This is a genomic window from Bradyrhizobium sp. Pha-3 (assembly GCF_042258615.1).
Lineage (GTDB): Bacteria > Pseudomonadota > Alphaproteobacteria > Rhizobiales > Xanthobacteraceae > Bradyrhizobium.
On record NZ_CP170152.1, the window covers coordinates 913,575 to 937,804 of the forward strand.

Below are 24,230 nucleotides of genomic sequence, written 5' to 3' on the forward strand. Positions count from 1 at the left end.
CTATTTGTGACAGTTGCGGGCGTTCATCTTCATTGCCTTGCCTTGCGCAACAGGCGGACGCGCGGCGGTCTCGGGTTCCGGCGGCGCCCGCGACACGTTCTCGTAACAGGAGAACCGTGAACGTGTATCCGGAAATGATCCGCAATCCGGACGCTCGGCGCGCGCAGGTCCGGCGAGCGTCAACGCGCCAGCGGCGGCGAGCCAGAGTGCCATTTTCATCGCGATCTCCACGGCCGTCCTCGGAGAACACCGCATTGTGGCGAAAATTCTGGACCTGATCGCGGCATCCGGCCGCTTGCGCTCCGGACATTTCCAGGCTGACTTCGCGGCGGCGCTTGCTACAACGAGGTCATGCGCCCGCAATTGATTCGCCTCTTTCCTGGATTTGTCGCGCTCACGCTCGTCGCCAGCACGCCGTCCGTGTCGGCCGGCGAGGCGGATGCGTTGCCGCCGTCCGTTTCCAATGCGATGGCGCAGGCCTCGCCGCAGGCGATCATGGAGTATCGCCGCAAGCTGCAGGAATATCAGGCAGCGCGCGACGCCTTCGAGCAGGACGCCAGCGCCTATTGGAGCGCGATCGCCGACAAACGGCGCGGCCGCAACGCCAAGCGCCGCGACCGCGTGCAGATTTCGCTGGACGATTACGTGCTGCAGCAGCCGCCGGTCTATGAGGGGCCGAAGCGGCCGGTCAATCCGGCGCCGGAAGAAGAGGGCGGCAAGCCGCCGCGTCCGCCCAAAACCATTCCGGTGGTCTCGGATCTGGTCAGGGCGGCGGCCGAACAGTTCCAGTTCACGCCGCAGCGCCCGACGAGCGAGGTGGAGTTCAAGCGCGCCTATGCCCGCTACGCGCGCGCCGCGGGGCTGACGCCGGAGCAGGCGGTGCGGGTCTATTCGTTCGAGACCGGGGGCACCGGCAATTACGACGTGCAGGCCGGCATCGAGCATGGCGGCAAGCGCGCGATCTCCACCGCGATGGGCTACAACCAGCTGCTCACCACCAACACCGTCGAGCTGTTGGCCGAGCAGGGCCATGAATTCGTGCGGGATCTCACCGCGCGGGTGGCGGCGACGCAGGGGCCGGCGCGCAAGGCCATGGAGCACAAGCTCGCGGTGCTGAAGAAGATGGTCGCGTTCACGTTGACCGTGCCCGACGACTGGTCGGCGCATCAGCGCCTGGCCGACACGCCGCAGGGCTGGGCCTGTCACGCCATGGTGCTCGACATCGATATCGGCCCGATGCTGCAGACCCACAAGCTGCTGACCTCGGTGATCTTCGCCCGCAACAAGGGCTACACGAGACCGCTGACCGCGGCCGAGCTCGAGATGATGAACCTGACCGGCGACGGCACCGGGCTCGACATGGTGACCATGCCGCAGGCGATGCGCGAGCAGGTGCCGACCTCGAACTTCTTCCAGCGCTCGGGCTACGAGCGCAATCCGGTCGCGATCCGTCACAACACCGTGGCCAAGCTGCTCGCCGTCACCAACGAGCGGATGGATTTCAACAGCAACAAGCCCGGCGCGCGGGAATTGGCCGCGGCGTTCTGAGGTCTGCCGAAGACGATAAAGCATTGTCGGTTCTGATTGAATCAGAACCGAAGCTCTAGACCCTTCTCATGACGCGGTTTCTTCACGCGAACCGGCGTCCACGTCGCTCGAAAACGCTCCAGTGTCCCGAATCCGAAGTTCGTATCATTCGCCGCACCTTCGGAGCGAACTTCGGATTCGATAAGGACACTAGCAAACTTATGATTCTAGTGTGCTTTATGAATCCGAAGTTCGTGAAAGCGGCTGCCGCGAAATCGCACGAACTTCGCATTCAGCACACTAGTTCGAGCCGAACATGAACTTGCCGTCGCCCTCGAGATAGGGCCCGGAGCGCATGTAGAGCTGGCCGTTATGGCCGATGAAGAACAGCGTCCCCTTCGGCACCTTCTTGGCGCCCTTCAGCAGCGTGTTGGCATTGTTGGTCCCCATCTTGTAGGTCCAGGTCTTGCCGTCCTTGTCATAGGCGTAGCCCATGTCGGTCTTCAGCTCCCAGGGCGCAGCCTCCTGCGCGAATGCGCATGTCGTCAGCGCGGCAAACGCCGCAGTCGCAATAAAGGTCTTGGTCAAAAAATGCGTCATGATCCACCTCCGGCCGAGAAAAACGGCGTCGTCCCCACGTTCTTGAACAAATCACGAACGGCATTCGCGCGTCAATACGACAATCGGCGCGACCGCTGTCGTCGATCCGCGACTTTGTGATTTCCCGCGTCAAGCTTGGCGACTATCTTCGCGTTACCATTTACAAACGCTTCGATTGCCGGAAACACTACCTGGGGATGATCGGGATGAACCACGTCATGAAGATCGGTATCGGTGTCGCTCTGTCGTTCATGGCGCTGGCGTCAGTCGCGCAGGCCGACGAGTTCAAGCTCTCCAACAACCAGCGGATCTCCTGCAGCCGCGGCCTGTCGGCCGGCAAGCTCAACACCGCGACCTGCAAGTCCTACGCCTACCTGTTCAACGCCAAGACCTCCGAATATTTCCGCTGCCAGGTCTCGCTGGCGCTGACGCGAGACAACAAGGAGGTCATCAACGTGCAGGCCGACGGCGGCTGCACCAAGAAGCCGCGCATCTTCGAGACCGACGGCAATTATACGTTCGACGCCACCGAGACCGAGCCGCCGAACACCAATTCGTTCTTTGGAACGGGTGGCTATGCAATCTGGGCCAGCGATACTAACACCCAGAAGATCCGCGGCTGCATCACCATCTCGTCCGGCCTCGGCTCCGACATCTCGAAATGCCTCGACATGACGTTTCAGTGACGGCGGCACTGGCGGCGTGATGCGCAAACTGCGCCCGGCCCCGCTGTGCCGCTCCTGGCTGTTTCTCGAAGGCGCCAACGAGGCGGTCCTGCAACGCGCCGCCGCCAGCGGCGCCGACGTGCTGATCCACGAGCTCGAGGACTTCACCCCGCCACCGCTGCGCCCGAAGGCGCGGGCGCTGGCGGCCGAGCTCTACGCGGCCTGGCGCGACCAGGGCGCGGTGGTCGCGGTCCGCGTCAATCCGCTGGATCAGGACGGCATGGATGATCTTGCCGCCGTGATGCGCGGCCATCCCGATATCGTCGCGCTGCCGAAGGTCGCCGAGCCGCATCATGTCGCGAGACTCGACGAGGTGGTGACGCGGTTCGAGCGCGACTATGGCATCGCCGAAGGATCGACGTCGCTGTTGCCGAACATCGAGTTCGCGCGGCCTGGTACAGACCGGCGCGATCGCTGTGGCGAGCCGGCGCACCATCGGTTGCCTGATGGCCTCCGAAGACCTCGCCGCCGATCTTGGCGCCGAACGGGGAAGCGATGGCCTGGAGCTCGCTTACGCGCGGCAGCGCTTCATCGTCGAATGTCGCGCCGCCAATGTCGTCGCGGTCGACTGCCCCTACACCTGGAGCGACGCTTTGGGCGTCGAACGCGACACGATCTGGGCGCGACGGCTGGGTTACACCGCAAAGAGCCTGGTCGATCCCGCGCATGCCGCCATCGTCAACGGCGTGCTCACGCCGAGCGAGGATGAGTTGCACCAGGCGGGCAGGATCGTCGCTGCCTTCGAAGCGGCGCGGGCACAGGGCCTTGGGCGCGTCGAACTTGACGGCTCGCTGCTGGAAGTCCCGACCTATTCCAACGCAAAGCGCCTGATCGCGCGCGGCGAAGCGCTGCGCGCGATCGATCAGAACGCTCAAGCCTGACCAGAGGCCGTGCCTCAGGACGCCGGCTGTTTCTCAGAGAAGTGCATGCGCGAGCGGGCGAACTTCTTGACGCCCATCGGCTTGCCGAACAGGTAGCCCTGGACCTGATCGAAATCCATCTCGTGCGCGGCTAGAAAGTCCGCGCGCGTCTCGACCCCCTGCGCAATAACCTGCGCGCCGGCGTCGTGTGCGAGCTCGACGATACGCCGGCACACCGTCTGCTTCAGGCGCTGATCCGCGGAACCGGTGACGTATTGATGGTCGACCTTCAGCTGGACGAACGGAAAGTTCGGCAATCCCAGCAGGGATGGCCAGTTCGCGCCGACATTGTCGATCGAGATGCCGATATTGTGCAGGCGAACGCGCCGGGCGACATCGATCGCCAGATCGAGATTGTCGACCACCTCGGCGCTGTCGATCTCGATCAGCAGGCCGGCGAAGGCGGCATGATCCGGAATCCGGTAACAAAGCTCGCGCACTGCGTGATCGTCGGCGAGAAACGAGATCGGCAGGTTGATCGAGAGATCGACCGGTCCGATCTGTTCGAGGAGATAGCGCCAGTCTTCGATCGCGCGCGCGATCACGAACTCGGACAGCGCATGAAAATGCGGATCGCCTTCGTCGGGGATGAAGTAGGCAGGCGGCACGACACCCCATGCGGGATGGCGCATCCGGATCAGCGCCTCGGCGCCGCTCGGAACCAAGGTCCGGAGGTGAATTTTCTGCTGATACCACAGCTCGAGCCAACCGGCCTTCAGCGCTTCGGGCACATCCACCGCCGGGCTCGGTGCGGGCTCGAGCGGCATCAATGACGCAAGACTGTCACGAAGGGTTCCGGCGCTGAACGGGGTGGAGAGGGCCGGCAGCATGGCGATACCGTACTCATCGCCGATCTGCCGAACCGCTTTGACGATGATGGAGTCCGGCTGACCGATGACGAGGACCTTGCCGCCGTAGTCCTTTCTCACCAAAGTCTCGAGAATTTTACTGACTTCGATGCCGTCCACGGACACGCCGAGCACCAGAAGATCGGGCCGTTCCGCGTCCAGGACAGTGTCGAGCTCCAGAGCCTGGCCGCATTCGCTGGTGATGAAGCCGAGGTCTTCCAGCGCCTCTGCAAGAAAGGTCCGAAGGTGCTTTTTGCCGTCCGCAATGCATGCGCGCGGGGTCAGCTTGCGATGTCCGAACCAGCCGGCTCGTGTGCGTTCGATGTGACTGATGTGGTTCATGCCCCGCCTTATCCGTAATTACCCCGGCCTGACTCGTACATCCAAGAGCGGCGGCAATCATGGAAATTTCTGGTTCATACATTGATTGGCTCGCTAACCTTAAAGGATTCAATTCGACTCAAATGGTTCTGGAATCGCTACGTGTCGCCGCTGTTACACGCGCAACAAATGCGTCATCTGATGTTCATGAGAGCAATCGTGTCCGACTTTGCACGGCACCGGAAACGTTGCGCGCGTGTGTCATCGCGAGACGACGTTAATGACTGTGGTGTCGGGTCGATGCAGAAGCGGAACTGCACCATTGTCGGACACCGGATCGAGTTGCCGCCGAGCACCAACGGCGAATCAGATCATCCGTTCTGCGGCGCAATGCGGTTCGTGTGTGCTGTCGTCGTTGCCGTTCGCAACGTCTCCGGCATCAACGCGCAGTAGCCGATCAGCCCGGCACAAGCGACGGCTGCGAGGAACAGGAATGCGGCACTGTAGCCGGCGTGGACGATGATGAATCCGGCGACCGCCGTGCTCAGCGCGCCGCCGAGGCCGGTTGCCGTGGCGATCGCGCCCTGGCTGATGTTGAAATGCCCGGTACCATGCGTGAGATCGGCGACGACGAGCGGGAACAGCGCGCCGAAGATCCCGGCGCCGATGCCGTCGAGCAATTGCACCGACACCAGCCAGTACGGATTGTCCGACAACGGATAGAGCGCGCCGCGAATAGCCAGCACCGCGAGCGCCACCGCAAAGATCGGCTTGCGGCCCCAGACATCGGCCTTGCGTCCGACCAGCATCGCGACCGGCACCATCACCAGCTGCGCGGCGATGATGCAGATCGACATCAGCGATGTCCCGAGGTTGCGATTGACCAGTGCGAGCTTCTGTCCGACCAGCGGCAGCATCGCTGCATTGGCAAAATGAAAGGTCACGGTCGCGGCCGCGAAGATCAGCAGCGGCTTGCAGGTCAGCAGCACGCGAAAGCCGGATGGCCGCTCATGCAGCGTGCCGTTCTCCTCCGCGATATCATCGAGCCCGCGCGCGACCTGGTGATCGATGGCGGCGGGTGGGATCGAGAGCGTCGCGGCGATGCTGGCGAGCGCCATTGCCGCGAGCAGCCAGAACACGACGACGGGACCGAACCAGTAGGCGGTGCCGCCGGCGATCGCCGCGGCCACCGCGTTGCCGGCATGATTGAAGGCCTCGTTGCGGCCGGTCCGCGCCGCGAACGCCTTGGGTCCGACAATGCCGAGCGTCACCGCGGCGATCGCCGGCGCGAACACCGAGCCCGAGGCGGCGGCGAGCGCCTGGGTCGCGGCGACCAGCGCGTACCGGTCGAGCAGCGGCAGCAGCAGGCAGGCGGCGGTCACGGCGGCCGCGGCTGCGATCATCAACGCGCGCTTGGCGCGGCTGCGGTCGATCAGGGCACCGGCCGGTGTCTGGGCGACGATCCCGGCGATCGCCGCGATCGACATCACCGACCCGATCGAGGCCTCGTCCCACCTCCGTTCGGTCAGGAGGTAGATCGCCAGATAAGGGCCGAGCCCGTCCCGCACGTCGGCGAGGAAGAAGTTCAACGCATCAAGCGCGCGCTCAACGGGCGTCCCGGACGGCTGCAAGTCATACCTCGCGGCGAGATTGCGCACCTCAACCCGCTCGCAGGCACAGGGTTCCCGCGCAGGTAAATTGGTGCTGCCATCAGGGATTTTCGGCCCTGCATGCGTCATTTGGATGGGTTGACCCGGCGGGGGCGTGCGGCCAATTTCCGGCCCGGCTTAGGGGAGAATAATACTCATGAATTCAAGGTTGATGGCTGCCGCGATCGTGGCAGCCAGTGTTTTGTCCGCGCCTGTCGCGCAGGCCCAGCAGTTCATTAACGTGCTCACCGGCGGCACCTCGGGCGTCTACTATCCGCTCGGCGTCGCGATCGGGAAGATCTACGGCGACAAGATCCCCGAAGTGAAGACCCAGGTGCAGGCGACCAAGGCTTCGGTGGAGAACCTGGTGCTGCTGCAGCAGGGCCGCGGCGAGATCGCCTTCACGCTCGGCGATTCGCTGAAGGCCGCCTGGGAAGGCGATGCCGAGGCCGGCTTCAAGACCAAGCTCGACAAGCTGCGCACCATCGGCGCGATCTATCCGAACTACATCCAGATCGTCGCGACCGCCGAAAGGGGCATCAAGACGCTCGCCGATCTCAAGGGCAAGAGCCTGTCGGTCGGCGCGCCGAAGTCCGGTACCGAGCTCAACTCGCGCGCGATCCTCGCGGCCGCCGGCATGAGCTACAAGGATCTCGGCAAGGTCGAGTATCTGCCGTTTGCCGAATCGGTCGACCTGATGAAGAACCGCCAGCTCGCCGCCACGCTGCAGTCCGCCGGCCTCGGCGTCGCCTCGCTCAAGGACCTCTCGACCTCGAGCGAGATCACCGTGGTCGCCGTGCCGAAGGAGACCGTCGACAAGATCGGTCCGCCCTTCGTCTCCGTGATCATCCCGGCCAACACCTACACCGGCCAGGACAAGGATGTGCCGACCGCGGCAGTCGTGAATTATCTCGTCACCTCGAGCGCGGTGTCGGACGATCTCGCCTATCAGATGACCAAGCTGGTCTACGAATCGCTGCCGGAACTCGCCAATGCCCACGCCGCGGGCAAGGAGATCAAGCTTGCGACCGCCGCGACCGGCAGCCCGGTGCCGCTGCATCCCGGCGCGATCCGCTATTACCAGGAAAAGGGCCTCATCAAGTAGGGCCAGCTACTTCGAGGGCGTCATGGCCGGGAGCCCGTCCCCGACTCGATCGGGGATGACCCGGCCATTCATCTTTCCAACGACGTTGATTTTTCGATGGATGCGCGGGTCAAGCCCGCGCATGACGTGCGGCGGGGCGCTACAAGCGTCGCGGGCACGGCGGGGGACTAATCATATGCAGCAGCAGGTTGCGGGCGAGCAGCCCATCAAGGTTGAATTCGACAATTTCGAGCATGGTTTTCCGGAAGGTTTTGGCCCGGGCGCCTGGGGGCATCTGGCCTATGCCATCGGTCTCGCCTTCGCGGTGTTCCAGCTCTATGTCGCGGCTTTCAATTACCTGCCGAGCCAGGTGGTGCGCGGCGTCCATGTCGGTTTCCTGATCCTGCTGACCTTCGGCCTGATCGGCAACTTCACCGCCAAGACCGATTTCGGCCGCGCGGTGAGCTGGATCGTCGGCGCTGCCGGTTTCCTCTGCGGGCTCTATCAGTGGATCTTCTATGCCGACCTGATCGCCCGCGACGGCGATCCGACCAACATGGACCTTGCAGTCGGCACGCTGCTCGCGATCCTGATCTTCGAGGGCACGCGGCGGCTGATGGGAGCGGCGCTGCCGCTGATGTGCGGCGCCTGTCTGCTCTACTGGTTCTTCGGACAATATCTGCCGTCGCCGTTCAATCATCGCGGCTATGACTTCGACCAGATCGTCACCCATCTCTCGTTCGGCACCGAAGGCTTCTACGGTGTGCCGATCTATGTTTCGGCGACCTACATCTTCCTGTTCATCCTGTTCGGCTCGTTCCTGGAGCGCGCGGGGATGATCCAGCTGTTCACCGACGTCTCGCTCGGCCTGTTCGGCCGCACCCGCGGCGGGCCGGCCAAGGTCGCGGTGTTCGCCTCGGGCATGATGGGCACAATCTCCGGCTCCGGCGTCGCCAATGTCGTCACCGTCGGCCAGTTCACGATTCCGCTCATGATCAGGTTCGGCTATCGCCGCGCGTTCGCCGCCGGTGTCGAGGCCACCGCCTCGATGGGCGGCCAGATCATGCCGCCGGTGATGGGCGCGGTCGCCTTCATCATGGCCGAGACGCTCGGCGTCCCCTATTCGGAGATCGTCAAGGCGGCCGTGATTCCGGCCATCCTGTATTTCGCCTCGGCGTTCTGGATGGTGCATCTGGAGGCCGGCAAGCATGGACTCGTCGGCATGAAGCGCGCCGAGATCCCGAGCGCCTGGAAGGCGCTGGTGGCGCGCTGGTACCTGGTGTTGCCGCTCGCAGCATTGGTCTACATGCTGTTCGAAGGCTTTACGCCGCTCTATGCCGGCAGCATGGGGCTCGCGCTGACGGTCGCGCTGATCCTCGGCGCCAGCATCACGCTCGGCTTCTCCAGCACCGTCGTGCGCTACATCTTCTGGATCGGCCTCGCGCTGGTGGTTGCCGCGGTCTCGCGCCATGGGCTCGAGATCGTTCCGGTGGCCAGTGTCGTCGCAGGATTGATCGTGATCGCTGCGATCACACGCGGTGGCCGCGCCACGCTCAGGGCCTGCCGTGACTCGCTCGCCGACAGCGCCAAGTCGGCGCTGACCGTCGGCATGGCCTGCGCCATCGTCGGCACCATCATCGGCATGATGACGCAGACCGGCGTCGGCACCATCTTCGGCAGCTGGATCATCGGGCTCGGCGCCAAGAGCCTGTTCCTGGCGCTGATCATGACCATGCTGCTGTCGATCCTGCTCGGCACCGGCATTCCGACGATCCCGACCTACATCATCACCGCGGCGCTCGCCGCACCTGCGCTGGCCAAGCTCGGCGTGCCGCTGATCGCAAGCCATATGTTTGCGTTCTACTATGGCATCATGGCCGACCTCTCGCCGCCGGTCGCGCTCGCGGCATTGGCGGCGGCGCCGATCGCCAAGGAGAATCCGGATAAGATCGGCTGGGAAGCGATGCGGATCGCGCTTGCCGGCTACGTCATTCCCTTCATCTTCGTCTACTCGCCGGCACTGATGCTGCAAGGCAATGATCCGATGGCCGCCCAGCTCGGGTTCTACGGCGCGGTCGCACTCGCGACCTTCAAGGCGCTGGTGGCGATCGCCCTGTTCGGCATCGTCGCGATCGGCTTCCTGTTCACGCGGCTGACCCTGATCGAGATCGTGGTCGCCTTCGGGGCCGCGCTCTGCCTGCTCGGCGATTTTCAGTTCTCGGATACGGCGGGCTTCACGCTCGCCGCCGCGGTCGTGCTGTGGCAGTGGCGGCAGCGTCCGCGCAACGCGGTGGCAGCGGCTTGAGCCTCTGCCTCGCATCCGCCGGTGTCGTGAAGACGCTGTCGATCGCGGCCTTCACGCTGGCCTGGACGCATTCGATCGAGAAGACCGCCTGGCAGGAAGACTGGCAGGTCACGCCGGCCGGGCTGACGCTGCTGCAGGCACGCATCAAGGGCACCGGCGCCGGCATGGAGCCGCCGCCGGAGGCCCGCCTCACTGGCGGATGGTTTCAATGGTCGCCGGAGCCGATGCCAAGGCCCGAGGTCGCGCTCGGCAATTCCGGCGCGGCGGGCGAATGGCACCTGTGCCACGCGGGACGCTGCCAGACGCTATCGGAGATTTTCGGACATCCGATCGGTGCTAATGTCACGACGATGAGTGTGTGTCGCGATCCGTAGCCCGGATGGAGCGAAGCGTAATCCGGGGCCAGTATTCCCGGATTTCGCTTCGCTCCATCCGGGCTACAATGACAACAACAAACGGGAGAACAGGTGATGGATCGGCTCAAGGGCAAGGTTGCGATGGTGGTCGGTGCGGGCTCGATCGGGCCCGGCTGGGGCAATGGCAAGGCGACCGCCGTGACCTTCGCGCGCGAGGGCGCCAGCGTGTTCTGCGTCGATCGCAACGGCGCCGCGGCCGAGGAGACGGTCAAGATCATCACCGGCGAGGGCGGCAAGGCGGCCGCATTCACCGCCGATGTCTCGCGCGCCGGCGAGGTCGAGGCGATGGTCGCGGCCTGCCTGAAGACCTATGGCCGCATCGACGTGCTCGACAACAATGTCGGCATTGCCGAGGTCGGCAGCGTCGTCGAGGTCGCGGAAGCCGAGTGGGACCGCGTCTTCGCGGTCAACCTCAAGAGCGCCTATTTCTCGATGAAGCACGTCATTCCCGTCATGATCAAGCAGGGCGGCGGCTCGATCATCAACATCTCCTCGATCGCCTCGATCCGCCATGTCGGCATTTCCTATGTCAGCTACAATGCGAGCAAGGCGGCGATGAACCAGATGACGCGCTCGACCGCGGTCGAGTTCGCCTCGAAGCATGTGCGCGTCAACGCGATCCTGCCCGGATTGATGAAGACGCCGATGGTCGAACATTCCGCGGGGCTGGCGCAGAGCTACGCCAAGGGCGATGTCGAGGCGATGTGGCGCGCCCGCGACGCGCAGGTGCCGATGGGGCACATGGGCGACGCCTGGGACGTCGCCAATGCCGCGCTGTTCCTGGCGTCGGACGAATCGAAATATGTCACCGGCATCGAGCTCGTGGTCGACGGCGGCATCACCTCCAAGTCGGGCGCCTGAGGAGCTAGTGTCCCGAATCCGAAGTTCGTATCATTCGCCGCACCTTCGGAGCGAACTTCGGATTCGATAAGGACACTAGCAAACTTATGATTCTAGTGTGCTTTATGAGTGCGAAGTTCGTGAAAGCGGCTGCCGCGAAATCGCACGAACTTCGCATTCAGCACACTAGGGGTATCACGCCTCGACGCTGAGCTCGGCGCGGTCGAGCTCCGCCTCGACCAGATGAAATGCGTCGTCGCCGATGGTTTCGGTGCGTCGCAGATTGAGCAGCGCCTGACGCGCGGCCGCGATGGCGCGGCGGCGTATCGGATCCGACGGCAGTTCGCGCGAGGTCAGGCCGCCGTCGGGGTCATTCTCGGCGCGCAGCAGCACGGCGCGGTATTCGAGCCGGAGGATTTCGGCTTCTTCCGACGGGTCGGCGTCGATCTCCTCGAGCGCTGCGCGAAAGACCACGCCGCGGGCATGGGCCGCCTCGCGCCCGACCGGATCGTCGTCGTCGAAATTCAACGCCAGGATCAGCGGCCGCAAGGTCAGTCCCTGGATCACGAGCGAGCCCAGCACGACGGCAAACGCCGTCAGCAGGATCAGATCGCGATATGGAAAATACTCGGGCAGCGCAAATGCGGCCGCCAGCGTAACGATGCCGCGCATCCCGCACCACGACACGATGAAGCCACGCTTCAAGGTCGGCACGGCCTCCACAACATGGGCGGGCAGCCAATTGCGCGCCTTCAGCGTGCGCAGCAGGGCCCCGTAGGGCATTACCCAAAGGATGCGGGCGAGGATCACGACGGCGAGGATCGCGGCCGCGAAGCTGCAATATTTCCACCGCACCTCGTCGTCGAGCTCGGACCAGATCGGGCGCAATTGCAGGCCGATCAGCATGAAGGCGAGCACGTTGAGCACGAACAGGACGGTCTCCCACACCGCATAGGACGACACGCGCAGCCGTGCCGAGGTGCGGGCCGGCGCGGTGCGGGCGATGGTGATCGCATAGGCGATGATGGTGAGGATGCCGGACAGGCCGAGATGCTCGGCGACGATCCACACCATGAAGGTTCCGCCGAACTGCGTGATGATCGCGCTCGGCGCCTCGGTGATGCGGCGCGTGATCATCATCCAGACCTGCGCGAACAAGTAGCCGGCGGCAAGGCTGCCGATCAGCGCGACCGCGATCGACGGCACGAACTCGCGGATCTTCATGTGCTCGGCGGCGACCAGGCCGACCGCGACGCGATAGATCAACAGCGAAGTGGCATCGTTGAGCAGGCTTTCGCCTTCGAGGATTTTCTGGATCCGGTAGGGCAGGTTGACCTGACGCAGGATCGCGGTGGCTGCGGCCGCGTCCGGTGGGGCCACGATGGCGCCGAGCGCGATCGCAACCGGCCAGGGCATGTCGGGCCGCAGCCAATGCGCGACCACGGCGACCGCCGCCGTGGTGACGCCGACCGCGACCACCACCAGCGTCGAGACCGGCAGCCAGTTGTTGCGGAGATCGCGCAGCGAGGTGTCGTAGGCGGCATCGAGCAGCACTGGTGCTACGAACAGCGCCAGCGCCAGTTTCGGTTCCAGTGCCCAGGTCGGGGCCCACGGCAGCAAGGTCAGCAGCACGCCGCCGAGCGCAAGAAAGGTCGGGTAGGGCACCTTGATCCGCCGCGCCAGCGCCGAGAGCGCTACCGCTGCAAGCAGCAGGCCGATGATCCATTCGAATGTCAGCACGCGAACCCCCAGGTACGGCTCCAAGTACGGTCCCAAGTGCAGCCGATCGTCGCAATTGACGTATAATCCAGCGTGTGGTTTTGCGGCAAATGGCGCGCTGCCGGATATCAGGGGTTGGTGGTTCGGGCGCGGGAGAGGGATGTCTTGTCGGCAATCGGGATGCGACGCAACTCTGCAAATCGGGCCCTGAATCTGGCCCTGACGCTGCTGTGCGTTTGCCTGGCGGGCGCGCTGACATCAGGCGTTGCGCGCGCGGCCAGCAGCGAGCCCGGCAAGGATGTGCAGGCCGATGCCGGACCCTGCATCGCCGCCGCCGCTGCGGCGGATGACGACAAGACCATCGAGGTCTGCGGCGCGCTGATCGACAATGAGAAGGCGGCCAAGCCGGATCGCGTCAAGGCGCTTGTGGCGCGCGCGAGCGCCTATGACCGCAAGCAGATGATCGACCGCGCGATCACAGATTACGACACCGTGCTCCGGCTCGATCCGTCGCTTGCCGACGCCCACAATGCGCGCGGCGAGCTGTGGCGCCGCAAGGGGGACCGGCCGAAGGCGATCATGGATTTCGGCGCCGCCGTCAAGCTCAATCCCGATCACGCCGCCGCCAAGGCCAACTACAAATCGCTCTCGCTGGAGCTGGAGCGGATCGGTGCCCTGATGGCGGTCGCCGGCAAGCCGAGCTTCGACTGCCGCGAGGCGCGCCGGCCGGTGGAGAAGGCGATCTGTGCCAATCCCGAGCTCGCCGATCTCGATCGCGAGATCGGCGCATCGACCTTTCGCGCCGTGCGCGAGGCAAAGGATCCGGGCCAAGCGCGCGAGCTGCAGCGCGAGCAGGACCAGTTCATCGCCCGCCGCAATGCCGAATTCAGCAAGCCTGGCTATGACCTGCAAAAGGCAATGCGCGAGCGGTTGCGGCAGATAAATGGGGTCGACGGGTACTAGAGCCCGGTCTCGAGAACGTTCTCGTTTTACCCGGCCGAAGGTCGCGGTCATTTCGGCTTGAAACGGCGCCGCTTCCCGTGACAATGGTCGGCAAATGACGCGCGACGGCGCGAGGGAGAAACGCGATGAACATCCAGCAGAGCCGGTATCATGAGGTGTATGCCCGCTCGCTTCGAGACCCCGAGGGTTTTTGGGCGGAAGCGGCGCGCGAGATCGACTGGATCGAGCCGGCCAAAAAGATCTACGATCCTTCCGTGGGCGCCTATGGACGCTGGTTCGCCGGCGCCGTGGTCAACACCTGCTACAACGCGCTGGATCGCCATGTCGCCGGCGGCCGCGCCGGCCAGGTCGCGCTGATCCACGATTCCCCGCTCACCAACACGATCACCAAATTCACCTATTCCGAGCTGCTGGCGGAGGTGCAGACGCTCGCCGCGATCATGCAGGATTTCGGCGTGGCCAAGGGCGATCGCGTCATCCTCTATATGCCGATGGTGCCGGAGGCCGTCGTCGCGATGCTCGCCTGCGCACGGATCGGCGCGGTGCACAGCGTGGTGTTCGGCGGCTTCGCGGCCAAGGAGCTCGCGACCCGCATCGACGACGCCAAGCCGAAGCTGATTTTCTCGGCGAGCTGCGGCATCGAGCCCGGGCGCATCGTGCAGTACAAGCCGCTGCTCGACGAAGCGATCCGCCTCGCCGGCGCCAAGCCGGACACCTGCATCATCCTGCAACGGCCGCAGCAGGTGTGCGAACTCACGGCGGGCCGCGACCATGACTGGGCGACGCTGCGCCGCGCCGCGTTCGACGCCGGCAAGGCCGCGCCCTGCGCGCCGGTCGCCGCGACCGATCCGCTCTACATCCTCTACACCTCGGGCACGACCGGAATTCCGAAGGGCGTGGTGCGTGACAATGGCGGCCATCTCGTCGCGCTGAAATGGTCGATGCACAATCTCTACGGCGTGAAGCCGGGCGAGATCTGGTGGTGTGGCTCCGACATTGGCTGGGTGGTCGGCCACTCCTACATCGTCTATGGCCCGCTGATCCACGGCGCGACCACCATCATGTATGAGGGCAAGCCGGTCGGCACGCCGGATGCCGGCGCGTTCTGGCGCGTGATCTCAGAGCACAAGGCGGTCGCGTTCTTCACCGCGCCGACCGCGTTCCGTGCGATCAAGAAGGAAGATCCCGAGGGCAAGCTGCTGAGGAGCTATGACCTGTCGCGCTTCCGCACCCTGTTCCTCGCCGGCGAGCGCGCCGATCCGCCGACGGTGGAGTGGGCGGAGCAGCAGCTGAAAGTGCCGGTCATCGATCACTGGTGGCAGACCGAGACCGGCTGGTGCATCGCCGGCAATCCGGTTGGGCTCGGCATGTTGCCGGTCAAGCATGGTTCGCCGACCGTGCCGATGCCGGGCTATCAGGTCGACATCGTCGACGAGGCGGCGAAGCCGGTCCCTGCGGGCACCATGGGCTCGATCGTGATCAAGCTGCCGATGCCGCCGGCCTGCCTGCCGACGCTGTGGCAGCAGGACGATCGCTTCAGGGACGCCTATCTCTCGGAATTCCCCGGCTACTACAAGACCTCGGACGCCGGCTACAAGGATGAGGACGGCTATGTCTGGGTGATGGGCCGCACCGACGACATCATCAATGTCGCCGGCCATCGGCTCTCCACCGGCGGCATGGAAGAGATCCTCGCCTCGCATCCCGATGTTGCCGAATGCGCTGTGCTCGGCATCAAGGATGCGATCAAGGGCGAGGTGCCCTGCGGCTTCCTGGTGCTGAAGGCCGGCGTCACCAAGGCGCCGGATCAGGTCGAGAAGGAAGTGGTGGCGCTGGTGCGCGATAAGCTCGGCCCCGTCGCCGCGTTCAAGCTCGCGATCACGGTGGCGCGGTTGCCGAAGACCCGCTCCGGCAAGATCCTGCGCGGCACCATCAAGAAGATCGCCGACGGCGAACCCTGGACCATGCCGGCGACGATCGAGGACCCCAAGGTGCTCGACGAAATCGGCGGGGCGCTAAAGGGGAAGGCGTAGTTTGCCGGTTGCGCTGTCGGCGCGCTGCCGAGAGAGCGCGTTGCTCGGCACCCCTCTCCCCACCCTCTCCCACAAGGGGAGAGGGAGCCTTACCAGCGTGCTCACCTGACGTGAGGTTGTCACCGGCAGAAGGGTTCCCTCTCCCCTTGTGGGAGAGGGGTAGCCGCGGGCGGGATGATCGATGCGTGCACCATAGCTCAATCCCACCACGCACCCCGAAACCCATCGGAAGCAAAATGGCCTTGATTTTGATGGATTGCCGGGTCATCCCGGCCTTCCCTGTCATATGCCACGAGATACGGACCACCGGATGCGATCCATTTCCGCACGCGCGCCTCTTGCTTTGCTGCTCGCACTGCCGCTGCTGGCAGGCTGCCTCGAGCGCGGTCGATCGCCGATCGCGGAGAGCATGGGCGACGACGATCAGTATTGCCAGGGCAACGGCAAGGTGGCGGTCGGATCGCCCGAATATGTCGCCTGCCGCAAGGATCGCGACGTGCAGCGCCAGAACGCCGAAGCTCGCACCGATCGGCGGCAGCGCGATCTCGGCGAATACATGATGAACAATCCGGACCGCCACTAGGCGCGCTGGCTACTGCCCGGCCGGTCGGGTATGCGTGGACGGCCGCCGGGCCGAATTCCGGCAAGGTGCCGCATGCAATCATGAGCGGCTGTTTTGGGTGAGACCAGGTCCTGTGCTTGTGGAAGGCGAGCTCGCGTTGCAACGTGACAGGATCGGAGAGCTCGACGGGCTGCGCGCGATCGCGCTGCTGACCGTGGTCATCTGGCACTATTTCGGCGCGCCGGACGGTCCGCAGGGCTCGCCGTGGAAATTGCTGCATGTCGGCCGCTTCGGCGTCGACCTGTTCTTCATTCTGTCCGGCTATCTCATCACGGATATTCGGCTGCGTCACCGCGCGGCCGAACGATACTATTCGGCCTTCTACGGCAGGCGTGCGTTTCGCATCTGGCCGCTCTACTACCTGATGTGCGCTTGCGCGGCGATCGGCTGGTATTTTTCGTTAAGCCCTGATCTGTTCGACACCAGGGGTGTGCCCGGCTGGCTGTATTTGTTCGGCTTGCAAAATTTCGGCATGGCCAAGGCGCAGACCGATGGCGCTTACTTTCTGGCCGTGACCTGGTCGCTCGCGATCGAAGAGCAGTTTTATCTGCTGTTTCCGTTGCTGGTCCGGAACATCCCGACCGAGCGGCTGTTCGCAATCCTGCTCGTGCCGATCCTGATCTGCCCGATCGGGCGCCTGATCGATAGCGCGCTGCCGGACGCCTACGGCTGGTACGTGCTGCCGCAATTCAGGATCGATTCGCTGGCGATCGGCGCGCTGATCGCCTGGTGGCGCCTCTATCGCAAGCCGGACGCCGAGGTCTCCAGATGCGTCGCCGCCATCCTCAAATGGTCGAGCATGTCGCTCCCCCTGCTGTGGCTGTTCGGATGGAAGCGCTGGTCGGTGGCGTTCTCGCACACGCAGGTCGAGATCTTCTTCGGTTCTCTGCTGTTCGTCGTCCTCGAAAATCGCGGTTCGCCAAAACTCGCACTGCTGCGCAGTTCGGTCGCGAACTTCTTCGCCAGGACGTCCTACGCGGCGTATCTCACCCACCACGTCATTGTGTACCTGCTGTTCGCCGTGCTGCATCAACCGAGGACAGTCGGGAGCCTTGCCGGCATCTCGCTGACCTTCGGCGCGCTCGCGCTGACGTTCGGGCTGTGCGCGCTGAGTTATCGATATTTCGAACGTCCGCTGCTCAACTTCGCCCACCGGCGCTTCACGTTCGGGTAAGCGAAGGCGGGCCACCGGCGCGCCGCTCGCGGGATCAAGCTCCGCGTGCCCCAAACAAAAAACGCGGCGGGTTGCCCTGCCGCGTTTCGTATTCCGGTCTTCGCGAAAACTAGCCGACGCTTTATTCTTCGTCGTCGGCCTTCTTGCCGCCGATCGTCTTCAGCTTGGCGAACACGGCATCGACATTGAGATCGTCGTGCCGCTCGATCGGCTGATCGTCGAGTTCATCCTTGCGCGTGGTCTCGGAAGCCGGCAGCAGCGTGGCGCCGCCGTACACGGTCGTGGTCGGCTTCTCCTTGGCGGCGCGCTGCACCTCGAAATCGAGCTCGATCTGCGAGCACAGGCCGAGCGTCACCGGGTCCATCGGGGTCAGGGTCGAGGCATTCCAGTGGGTGCGGTCGCGCACGCTGGCGATCGTGGTCTTGGTGGTGCCGACCAGACGCATGATCTGGGCGTCCTTTAGCTCCGGGTGGTTGCGCACCAGCCATAGGATCGCGCTCGGCCGCTCGTGGCGGCGCGACACCGGGGTATAGCGCGGGCCCTTCTTCTTGGCGGCGGTCGGCAGCACCACCTTGCTCTCCTGGAGCCTGAGGCGGTAGTTCTGGTCCCGCTCGCCGCGCTCGATCTCCTCGCGGGTCAGCTGGCCGTTGGAAATCGGGTCCATGCCCTTGATGCCCTGGGCGGCGTCGCCGTCGGCGATGGCGCGCACCTCCAGGGGGTGCATTTTGGTGAAATCGGCCACCTGATCGAACGTCAGGGCGGTATTATCGACCAACCACACGGCAGTCGCCTTCGGCATCAGCGGTGCGTTGCTCATGGCAAATCTCCTTTGTGCTTCGCCCACCTCTGTCGAGGCGAAGCTGGTAGTCATCGGCGATGACGGGAATTATAGGGCCTATATAAGCCCTCCGGGGGGAATGGCGCAATGGGCCAGCAAAATCGCCTTGACAGCGCCCGAAAGCAGTCCCAAGTCCTTATCGTAACTGGCCGTTCCCCGCCCGCCGGCGAGGGGTGATTCGGTCCCGAGATTGCCCCGAGACAGCCTGATGTCAGCGAAAAAACCCGATCTTAGAATCGTGCTTTGTTCCCCCCGCGGCTTTTGCGCCGGGGTGGTCCGCGCCATCGATACGGTCGAACGCGCGCTCACCATTTATGGTGCCCCGGTCTATGTCCGGCACGAAATCGTCCATAACAAGTATGTGGTCGACAGCCTGAAGACCAAAGGCGCCATTTTCGTCGAGGAATTGGCCGAAATCCCCGACGATACGAACGCGCCGGTGGTGTTTTCGGCCCACGGTGTTCCCAAGTCGGTTCCGGCCGAGGCCAAATCCCGCAATTTCTTCTCGCTGGACGCGACCTGCCCGCTGGTGACCAAGGTCCACCGCGAGGCGGCGATCCATTTCAAGCGCGGCCGCGAGATCCTGCTGATCGGGCATTCCCATCACCCCGAGGTGGTCGGCACCCTGGGCCAGCTCCCGGTCGGCGCCGTGACCCTGATCGAGACCGCCGAGGATGCAAAGACCTTCGTCCCGAAGGACCCCGACAATCTCGCCTTCGTGACCCAGACCACGCTGTCGATCGACGACACCGCCGAGATCGTGGCGCTGCTCAAGCAGCGCTTCCCGAACGTCAACGGTCCGCACAAGGAAGACATCTGCTACGCCACCACCAACCGCCAGCTCGCGGTGAAGAAGGTGGCGCCGGTGGTCGATGCCCTGATCGTGGTCGGCGCGCCGAACTCGTCGAACTCGCAGCGCCTGCGCGAGGTCGCCGAGCGTGAGGGCTGCCCCATTGCCGTGCTGGCCCAGCGCGCCAGCGACATCGACTGGAGCAGGTTCGAAGGCATCACGAGCCTCGGCATCACCGCGGGCGCCTCGGCACCGGAAGTGATCGTCGAGGAGATCATGGGCGCCTTCGCCGAGCGCTTCGAGCTTCACGTGGAGACGGTCTCGGCTGCGGAAGAGAACGAGTTCTTCCCGCTGCCGCGTTCGCTGCGGCCCGACGCTGCCGCCGCGGAATAGACCATATGGCGGTTTACACCGACGTTGCCGCCGAAGACCTCGCGGAATTCCTCAAGAGCTACGACATCGGCGAATTGCTCTCCTACAAGGGCATCGCCGAGGGCGTCGAGAATTCGAACTTCCTGCTCCATACCAGCCAGGGCGCCTACATCCTCACGCTCTATGAGAAGCGCGTGGCCGAGGACGACCTGCCGTACTTTCTGTCGCTGATGGCACATCTCGCCGAGCGCGGGGTGTCGTGCCCGCAGCCGGCGCGCAACCGCAAGGGCGAGGTCTATAGCCGGCTTGCCGGCCGGCCCGCGGCGATCATCAATTTCCTCGAAGGCATGTGGCCGCGGCGGCCGAACGTGACGCATTGTTCCGGCGTCGGCGAAGCGCTGGCCAAGATGCATCTGGCCGGCCGCGACTTTCCGCTGGTCCGCAACAATCCGCTGTCGGTCTCCGGCTGGCGGCCGCTGTTCGATCTCGCCGCGGCGCGGGCCGACAGCGTGCAGCCGGGCCTGCACGACTTCATCGCGCGCGAGCTAGATCATCTCGAAGCCGCGTGGCCGGCGGACCTGCCGGTCGGCGTGATCCATGCCGACCTGTTTCCCGACAACGTCTTCTTCCTTAGCGACAAGGTCTCGGGTCTGATCGACTTTCCGTTCGCCTGCAATGACGTCCTGGCCTACGACGTCGCGATCTGCGTCAACGCCTGGTGCTTCGAGCCGGATCATTCCTTCAACGTCACCAAGGCGCGCGCGCTGCTCAATGCCTATAACCGCGAGCGGCAATTGTCGGCGGCTGAAGAGGCCGCGCTGCCGCTGCTCGCGCGCGGCGCCGCGCTCCGTTTCCTGCTGACGCGCCTAGTCGATTTCCTCAACGTGCCCGAGGGTGCGCTGGTGCAGCCGAAGGACCCGCTGGAATACGTCCGCAAGCTGCGCTTCCACCAGAACGTCGCGAGCCTGAACGACTACGGCATTACGCCGGCAGGATGCGCGGCGTGAGCGACAAGCCGCATGTGATTGTCTTCACCGATGGTGCCTGCTCCGGAAACCCCGGTCCGGGCGGCTGGGGCGCGATCCTCAGATTCGGCGACGTCGAGAAGGAATTGAAGGGCGGCGAGGCGCACACCACCAACAACCGCATGGAGCTGATGGCGGCGATCTCGGCGCTGGAAGCCCTGAAGAAGCCCTGCGTGGTCGACCTCACCACCGACAGCCAATACGTCCGCCAGGGCATCACCGGTTGGATCCATGGCTGGAAGCGCAATGGCTGGCGCACCGCCGACAAGAAGCCGGTGAAGAATGTCGAGCTATGGCAGCGCCTCGACGCCGCGCTGAAGCCGCACGAGGTGCGCTGGCACTGGATCAAGGGCCATGCCGGCCACGCCGAGAACGAACGCGCCGACCAGCTGGCGCGCGAAGGCGTGGCAATGGCGAGGTTGAAGGGGTAAGGCGCGGAGCGCCGCCTGTTACCACTTCCTAAAACTGTCATCGCCCGCGAAGGCGGGCGATCCAGTATTCCAGAGGCGGCGATGATTGAAACGTGAGGCCGCGGCCTACTGGGTTGCCCGGTCAAGCCGGGCAACGACAGTGTGCGTGGGCCGTCAGCTCAGAGCTGCCCGAGCAGCGTGTCGCCGCCGGAGACCTCGACCTTGCCCGGAGCCGGCTCCTTGTTGAGCTTCTTCACCACGCCGTCCTCGACCAGCATCGAGTAGCGGTGGGAGCGGATGCCGAGGCCGTTGCCGGAGGCGTCGAGCTCCATGCCGATCGCCTTGGCGAAATCGGCATTGCCGTCGGCCAGGAAGACGGCTTCGTCGCGCTGGTCGGTGTCGCGCTTCCAGGCGTTCATCACGAAGGCATCGTTGACCGAGACGATCGCGATGGTGTCGACGCCCTTGTTCTTCATGGCATAGGCATTGAGGAAGATGCTCGGCAGATGCATCTTGTGGCAGGTGCCGGTGTAGGCGCCGGGCACCGCGAACAGGGCGACCTTCTTGCCCTTGAAAATGTCGTCGGTGGTTTTGACCTGCGGACCCTCGGCGGTCATCACGCGAAACTTGGTTTCCGGCAGCTTGTCGCCAACATTGATCGTCATCGTTGTTCTCCCTCGGTGAAGCGGAATTGTCTTAAACCCGGCGCTTGGACCGCACAATACGACCTGCTGCAGGAACGGAAAAGGCTCCAGTCACCGTTCCGTCATCAGCCGGAAAACCCGCCGGCGTCGAGAAAGGCCTGCTCGTCCGCGGTCGTCTCCCGGCCCAGCACCCGGTTACGGTGCGGGAAACGGCCGAACCGCCGGATGATGTCGGCGTGATCCTCGGCGTATTTCAGGTTGTCGGGATGGCAGTCATATTGCCGGAACAGCGTCACGCAGCGCTGCTGGTCGCCGAGATCCTCCGAATGCTCGAAAGGCAGATAGAGGAATTCGCGCAGCACCGGGTCGGTCCGCGCATCGACGCCGCGGTCGATGGCGCGCCTTGCCACGTAACGCGCCTGCGCATCGCTTGAAAAGGTCCTGGCGTCGCCTCGAAACAGGTTTCGCGGAAACTGGTCGAGCACGATGGTCAGCGCCAGCGCGCCCTCGTCGCTCGCCTCCCATGACGATAACTCGCCGGCAGCCGCCTTTTGCCAGGTGGCAAGGAAGCGGCTGCGGATTTCGGCATCGAAGGCGTCGTCGTGCTTGTACCAGCGGTCGCGGCCGGCTTCTCGCCAGAATGCGATGACATCGGCAGGCGTTGCGAGGCGTACGTCAATCGTATCCAACGTCAGCCTCTCTCACGCTCTAGGCCGCGGCCTTCTTCTCGTCACGCAGCTCGCGGCGCAGGATCTTGCCGACATTGGTCTTCGGCAGGTCGGCCCTGAACTCGATCTGCTTCGGCACCTTGTAGGCGGTGAGCTGGGTGGCGCTGAACTTGATGATGTCCTCGGCGGTGATGTTCGGGTCCTTCTTGACCACGAAGGCCTTCACCGCCTCGCCGGACTTCGCGTCGGGCACGCCGATCACGGCGCATTCGAGCACGCCCGGATGGCTCGCGATCACTTCCTCGATCTCGTTCGGATAGACGTTGAAGCCCGAGACCAGGATCATGTCCTTCTTGCGGTCGACGATCTTGGTATAGCCCTTCTCGTCCATCACGCCGATGTCGCCGGTGCGGAAATAGCCGTCCGCCGTCATCACCTTGGCGGTCTCGTCAGGCCTGTTCCAGTACCCCGACATCACCTGCGGGCCCTTGGCGCAGATTTCGCCGGCTTCGCCGAGCGGCAGTTCATTGCCGTCGTCGTCACGGATCGAGAGCCAGGTCGAGGGGACCGGAAGGCCGATCGTCCCGGAGAACTCCGTAATCGTCGCGGGATTGCACGTCAGGGTCGGCGAGGTCTCCGACAGACCATAGCCTTCCGACAACGAGATTCCCGTGACTTTCAACCATTTTTCAGCGACCGGCTTCTGCGTCGCCATGCCGCCGCCATTGGCGATCTTCAGTTTGGAGAAGTCGAGCTTGTCGAAGCCGGGCGTGTTCAACAGGCCATTGTAGAGGGTGTTGACCGCCGGGAAGAAGCTGACCTGGTACTTCGACAGTTCCTTGACGAAGCCTGCCATATCGCGCGGATTCGGAATCAGCAGATTGGTGCCGCCGGCCCGCATGCCCAGCAGGTAGCACGCAGTCAGCGCAAAGACGTGATAGAGCGGCAGCGCACAAACAATGACCATCTGCTCGACGATCGGCGGTTTCGCCAGCGCCGGCTGCAGCCAGGCGTCGTTCTGCAGCACGTTGGCCAGGATGTTGCGATGGAGCAGGGTCGCGCCCTTGGAGACGCCGGTGGTGCCGCCGGTATATTGCAGGAAGGCGACGTCATCGAGCGTCAGCGCGGGCTTGTTCATCTTCATGCCGCGGCCGGCCGACAGCGCCTCGTTGAACGAGACCGCGCCGGGGATCGACCAGGCCGGCACCATCTTCTTCACCCGGCGCACCACCAGGTTGACGATCACGCCCTTGAAGCCGAGCAGGTCGCCCATGCTGCCGACGATCACCTGCTTCACCGCGGTGTTCGCCAGCACCTTCTGCACGGTGGTGGCGAAGTTCTCCAGCACGATGATCGCTTCGGCGCCGGAATCCTTGAGCTGATGCTCGAGCTCGCGCGGGGTATAGAGCGGATTGACGTTGACCACGGCATAGCCGGCGCGCAGCACGGCGGCGGTCGCGACCGGATATTGCAGCACGTTCGGCATCATCAGCGCGACCCGCGCGCCCTTCTGCAGGCCCTTGCTCTGCAAGTAGGCGCCGAGCGCGGTCGACATCTCGTCGAGCTCGCGATAGGTGATCGCCTTGTCCATGCAGATGAACGCCTTGCGATCGGCGAATTTCTTGAAACTCTCTTCCAGCAATTCGACCAGCGACGAATATTGCGTGACGTCGATATCGGCGGGCACGCCGGCCGGATAATGCTTGAGCCAGATGCGCTCCATAATGGCTATTCCCT

The 24,230-nt window shown here is 64.3% G+C and carries 22 protein-coding genes and 1 pseudogene; 14 read left to right on the plus strand and 9 right to left on the minus strand.

The features are described 5' to 3' along the window. Complete coding sequence (locus ACE10Z_RS04305; protein WP_375786825.1) at positions 1-231, minus strand: hypothetical protein; 231 nt, start codon at positions 229-231, stop codon at positions 1-3. Positions 232-351: 120 nt separating this feature from the next. Here ACE10Z_RS04305 and ACE10Z_RS04310 point away from each other — a divergent pair, with 120 nt between their 5' ends. Next, entirely contained in the window at positions 352-1,548 is a 1,197-nt protein-coding gene (locus tag ACE10Z_RS04310; RefSeq protein ID WP_375786826.1) for a hypothetical protein, read from the plus strand. Between the two features lie 279 nt (positions 1,549-1,827). Here ACE10Z_RS04310 and ACE10Z_RS04315 read toward each other — a convergent pair whose 3' ends face one another. Next, positions 1,828-2,127 carry a hypothetical protein gene (locus tag ACE10Z_RS04315; protein ID WP_375786827.1) on the minus strand — a complete coding sequence of 100 codons (300 nt, stop codon included), beginning with the start codon at positions 2,125-2,127 and terminating at the stop codon, positions 1,828-1,830. A 206-nt stretch (positions 2,128-2,333) separates the two neighbouring features. On the opposite strand from ACE10Z_RS04315, the gene ACE10Z_RS04320 reads away from it, so the two are divergent. Both ACE10Z_RS04320 and ACE10Z_RS04325 read left to right on the plus strand, forming a co-directional pair. Next, positions 2,334-2,813, plus strand: a complete 480-nt coding sequence (locus ACE10Z_RS04320) for a hypothetical protein (protein WP_375786828.1) — start codon at positions 2,334-2,336, stop codon at positions 2,811-2,813. A gap of 19 nt (positions 2,814-2,832) precedes the next feature. Beyond that, positions 2,833-3,733: pseudogene (locus ACE10Z_RS04325) on the plus strand (HpcH/HpaI aldolase/citrate lyase family protein). A gap of 14 nt (positions 3,734-3,747) precedes the next feature. On the opposite strand, the gene ACE10Z_RS04330 reads toward ACE10Z_RS04325, so the two are convergent. Beyond that, positions 3,748-4,962: an EAL domain-containing protein gene (locus tag ACE10Z_RS04330; protein WP_375786829.1), complete on the minus strand. Its 1,215-nt coding sequence runs from the start codon at positions 4,960-4,962 to the stop codon at positions 3,748-3,750. Positions 4,963-5,312: 350 nt separating this feature from the next. Next, entirely contained in the window at positions 5,313-6,599 is a 1,287-nt protein-coding gene (locus ACE10Z_RS04335) for an MFS transporter (RefSeq protein ID WP_375786830.1), read from the minus strand. A 148-nt stretch (positions 6,600-6,747) separates the two neighbouring features. Here ACE10Z_RS04335 and ACE10Z_RS04340 point away from each other — a divergent pair, with 148 nt between their 5' ends. The 4 genes from ACE10Z_RS04340 (at position 6,748) to ACE10Z_RS04355 (ending at position 11,256) form a co-directional block, all read left to right on the plus strand. Then, positions 6,748-7,695 carry a TAXI family TRAP transporter solute-binding subunit gene (locus ACE10Z_RS04340; RefSeq protein WP_375786831.1) on the plus strand — a complete coding sequence of 316 codons (948 nt, stop codon included), beginning with the start codon at positions 6,748-6,750 and terminating at the stop codon, positions 7,693-7,695. A 175-nt stretch (positions 7,696-7,870) separates the two neighbouring features. After that, positions 7,871-9,979, plus strand: a complete 2,109-nt coding sequence (locus ACE10Z_RS04345) for a TRAP transporter permease (RefSeq protein ID WP_375786832.1) — start codon at positions 7,871-7,873, stop codon at positions 9,977-9,979. Continuing rightward, positions 9,976-10,353, plus strand: a complete 378-nt coding sequence (locus ACE10Z_RS04350; protein ID WP_375786833.1) for a DUF1850 domain-containing protein — start codon at positions 9,976-9,978, stop codon at positions 10,351-10,353. Before ACE10Z_RS04345 ends, ACE10Z_RS04350 begins: the two co-directional genes overlap by 4 nt. A gap of 96 nt (positions 10,354-10,449) precedes the next feature. Then, the gene (locus ACE10Z_RS04355; RefSeq protein WP_375786834.1) at positions 10,450-11,256 is read left to right on the plus strand and encodes an SDR family NAD(P)-dependent oxidoreductase; all 807 of its coding nucleotides are present in this window, start codon (positions 10,450-10,452) and stop codon (positions 11,254-11,256) included. 174 nt (positions 11,257-11,430) lie between these two features. Here ACE10Z_RS04355 and ACE10Z_RS04360 read toward each other — a convergent pair whose 3' ends face one another. Continuing rightward, positions 11,431-12,975, minus strand: a complete 1,545-nt coding sequence (locus ACE10Z_RS04360; protein WP_375786835.1) for a cation:proton antiporter — start codon at positions 12,973-12,975, stop codon at positions 11,431-11,433. Between the two features lie 159 nt (positions 12,976-13,134). Here ACE10Z_RS04360 and ACE10Z_RS04365 point away from each other — a divergent pair, with 159 nt between their 5' ends. From ACE10Z_RS04365 to ACE10Z_RS04380, 4 genes are all read left to right on the plus strand, one after another. Further along, complete coding sequence (locus ACE10Z_RS04365; RefSeq protein WP_375786836.1) at positions 13,135-13,917, plus strand: hypothetical protein; 783 nt, start codon at positions 13,135-13,137, stop codon at positions 13,915-13,917. A 125-nt stretch (positions 13,918-14,042) separates the two neighbouring features. Then, entirely contained in the window at positions 14,043-15,950 is a 1,908-nt protein-coding gene (locus ACE10Z_RS04370; protein WP_375786837.1) for a propionyl-CoA synthetase, read from the plus strand. A gap of 310 nt (positions 15,951-16,260) precedes the next feature. Then, positions 16,261-16,533, plus strand: a complete 273-nt coding sequence (locus ACE10Z_RS04375; protein WP_229168563.1) for a hypothetical protein — start codon at positions 16,261-16,263, stop codon at positions 16,531-16,533. A gap of 136 nt (positions 16,534-16,669) precedes the next feature. After that, positions 16,670-17,746, plus strand: a complete 1,077-nt coding sequence (locus ACE10Z_RS04380; RefSeq protein ID WP_375786838.1) for an acyltransferase family protein — start codon at positions 16,670-16,672, stop codon at positions 17,744-17,746. Positions 17,747-17,867: 121 nt separating this feature from the next. On the opposite strand, the gene ACE10Z_RS04385 is transcribed toward ACE10Z_RS04380, so the two are convergent. Then, complete coding sequence (locus tag ACE10Z_RS04385; protein ID WP_050405544.1) at positions 17,868-18,563, minus strand: DUF1013 domain-containing protein; 696 nt, start codon at positions 18,561-18,563, stop codon at positions 17,868-17,870. A 229-nt stretch (positions 18,564-18,792) separates the two neighbouring features. Between ACE10Z_RS04385 and ispH the strand changes: the two genes are divergently transcribed. The 3 genes from ispH to rnhA are packed head-to-tail and all read left to right on the plus strand — an operon-like array spanning position 18,793 to position 21,202. After that, the gene (gene ispH, locus ACE10Z_RS04390) at positions 18,793-19,767 is read left to right on the plus strand and encodes a 4-hydroxy-3-methylbut-2-enyl diphosphate reductase (protein ID WP_375786839.1); all 975 of its coding nucleotides are present in this window, start codon (positions 18,793-18,795) and stop codon (positions 19,765-19,767) included. 5 nt (positions 19,768-19,772) lie between these two features. After that, positions 19,773-20,753: a homoserine kinase gene (locus tag ACE10Z_RS04395; RefSeq protein ID WP_375786840.1), complete on the plus strand. Its 981-nt coding sequence runs from the start codon at positions 19,773-19,775 to the stop codon at positions 20,751-20,753. Next, positions 20,741-21,202, plus strand: a complete 462-nt coding sequence (rnhA, locus tag ACE10Z_RS04400) for a ribonuclease HI (protein ID WP_375786841.1) — start codon at positions 20,741-20,743, stop codon at positions 21,200-21,202. Before ACE10Z_RS04395 ends, rnhA begins: the two co-directional genes overlap by 13 nt. 158 nt (positions 21,203-21,360) lie before the next feature. On the opposite strand, the gene ACE10Z_RS04405 is transcribed toward rnhA, so the two are convergent. The 3 genes from ACE10Z_RS04405 to ACE10Z_RS04415 all read right to left on the minus strand — a co-directional run bounded on the left by ACE10Z_RS04405 (position 21,361) and on the right by ACE10Z_RS04415 (position 24,216). Then, positions 21,361-21,846 carry a peroxiredoxin gene (locus ACE10Z_RS04405; RefSeq protein WP_024579081.1) on the minus strand — a complete coding sequence of 162 codons (486 nt, stop codon included), beginning with the start codon at positions 21,844-21,846 and terminating at the stop codon, positions 21,361-21,363. Positions 21,847-21,950: 104 nt separating this feature from the next. Continuing rightward, positions 21,951-22,514, minus strand: coding sequence for a DUF924 family protein (locus tag ACE10Z_RS04410; protein ID WP_375786842.1), 564 nt, complete (start codon positions 22,512-22,514; stop codon positions 21,951-21,953). A gap of 19 nt (positions 22,515-22,533) precedes the next feature. After that, the gene (locus ACE10Z_RS04415; protein WP_375786843.1) at positions 22,534-24,216 is read right to left on the minus strand and encodes a long-chain fatty acid--CoA ligase; all 1,683 of its coding nucleotides are present in this window, start codon (positions 24,214-24,216) and stop codon (positions 22,534-22,536) included. Between the last annotated feature and the right edge of the window lie 14 nt (positions 24,217-24,230).

Coding starts and splice junctions, on each gene's coding strand:
- ACE10Z_RS04345 (WP_375786832.1), top strand. CDS start 7,871: ATGCAGCAGCAGGTTGCGGGCGAGCAGCCCATCAAGGTTGAATTCGAC.
- ACE10Z_RS04355 (WP_375786834.1), top strand. CDS start 10,450: ATGGATCGGCTCAAGGGCAAGGTTGCGATGGTGGTCGGTGCGGGCTCG.
- ACE10Z_RS04385 (WP_050405544.1), bottom strand. CDS start 18,563: ATGAGCAACGCACCGCTGATGCCGAAGGCGACTGCCGTGTGGTTGGTC.
- ACE10Z_RS04370 (WP_375786837.1), top strand. CDS start 14,043: ATGAACATCCAGCAGAGCCGGTATCATGAGGTGTATGCCCGCTCGCTT.
- ACE10Z_RS04330 (WP_375786829.1), bottom strand. CDS start 4,962: ATGAACCACATCAGTCACATCGAACGCACACGAGCCGGCTGGTTCGGA.
- ACE10Z_RS04320 (WP_375786828.1), top strand. CDS start 2,334: ATGAACCACGTCATGAAGATCGGTATCGGTGTCGCTCTGTCGTTCATG.
- ACE10Z_RS04315 (WP_375786827.1), bottom strand. CDS start 2,127: ATGACGCATTTTTTGACCAAGACCTTTATTGCGACTGCGGCGTTTGCC.
- ACE10Z_RS04405 (WP_024579081.1), bottom strand. CDS start 21,846: ATGACGATCAATGTTGGCGACAAGCTGCCGGAAACCAAGTTTCGCGTG.
- ACE10Z_RS04365 (WP_375786836.1), top strand. CDS start 13,135: ATGCGACGCAACTCTGCAAATCGGGCCCTGAATCTGGCCCTGACGCTG.
- ACE10Z_RS04310 (WP_375786826.1), top strand. CDS start 352: ATGCGCCCGCAATTGATTCGCCTCTTTCCTGGATTTGTCGCGCTCACG.
- ACE10Z_RS04375 (WP_229168563.1), top strand. CDS start 16,261: ATGCGATCCATTTCCGCACGCGCGCCTCTTGCTTTGCTGCTCGCACTG.
- ACE10Z_RS04340 (WP_375786831.1), top strand. CDS start 6,748: ATGAATTCAAGGTTGATGGCTGCCGCGATCGTGGCAGCCAGTGTTTTG.
- rnhA (WP_375786841.1), top strand. CDS start 20,741: ATGCGCGGCGTGAGCGACAAGCCGCATGTGATTGTCTTCACCGATGGT.
- ACE10Z_RS04395 (WP_375786840.1), top strand. CDS start 19,773: ATGGCGGTTTACACCGACGTTGCCGCCGAAGACCTCGCGGAATTCCTC.
- ispH (WP_375786839.1), top strand. CDS start 18,793: ATGTCAGCGAAAAAACCCGATCTTAGAATCGTGCTTTGTTCCCCCCGC.
- ACE10Z_RS04415 (WP_375786843.1), bottom strand. CDS start 24,216: ATGGAGCGCATCTGGCTCAAGCATTATCCGGCCGGCGTGCCCGCCGAT.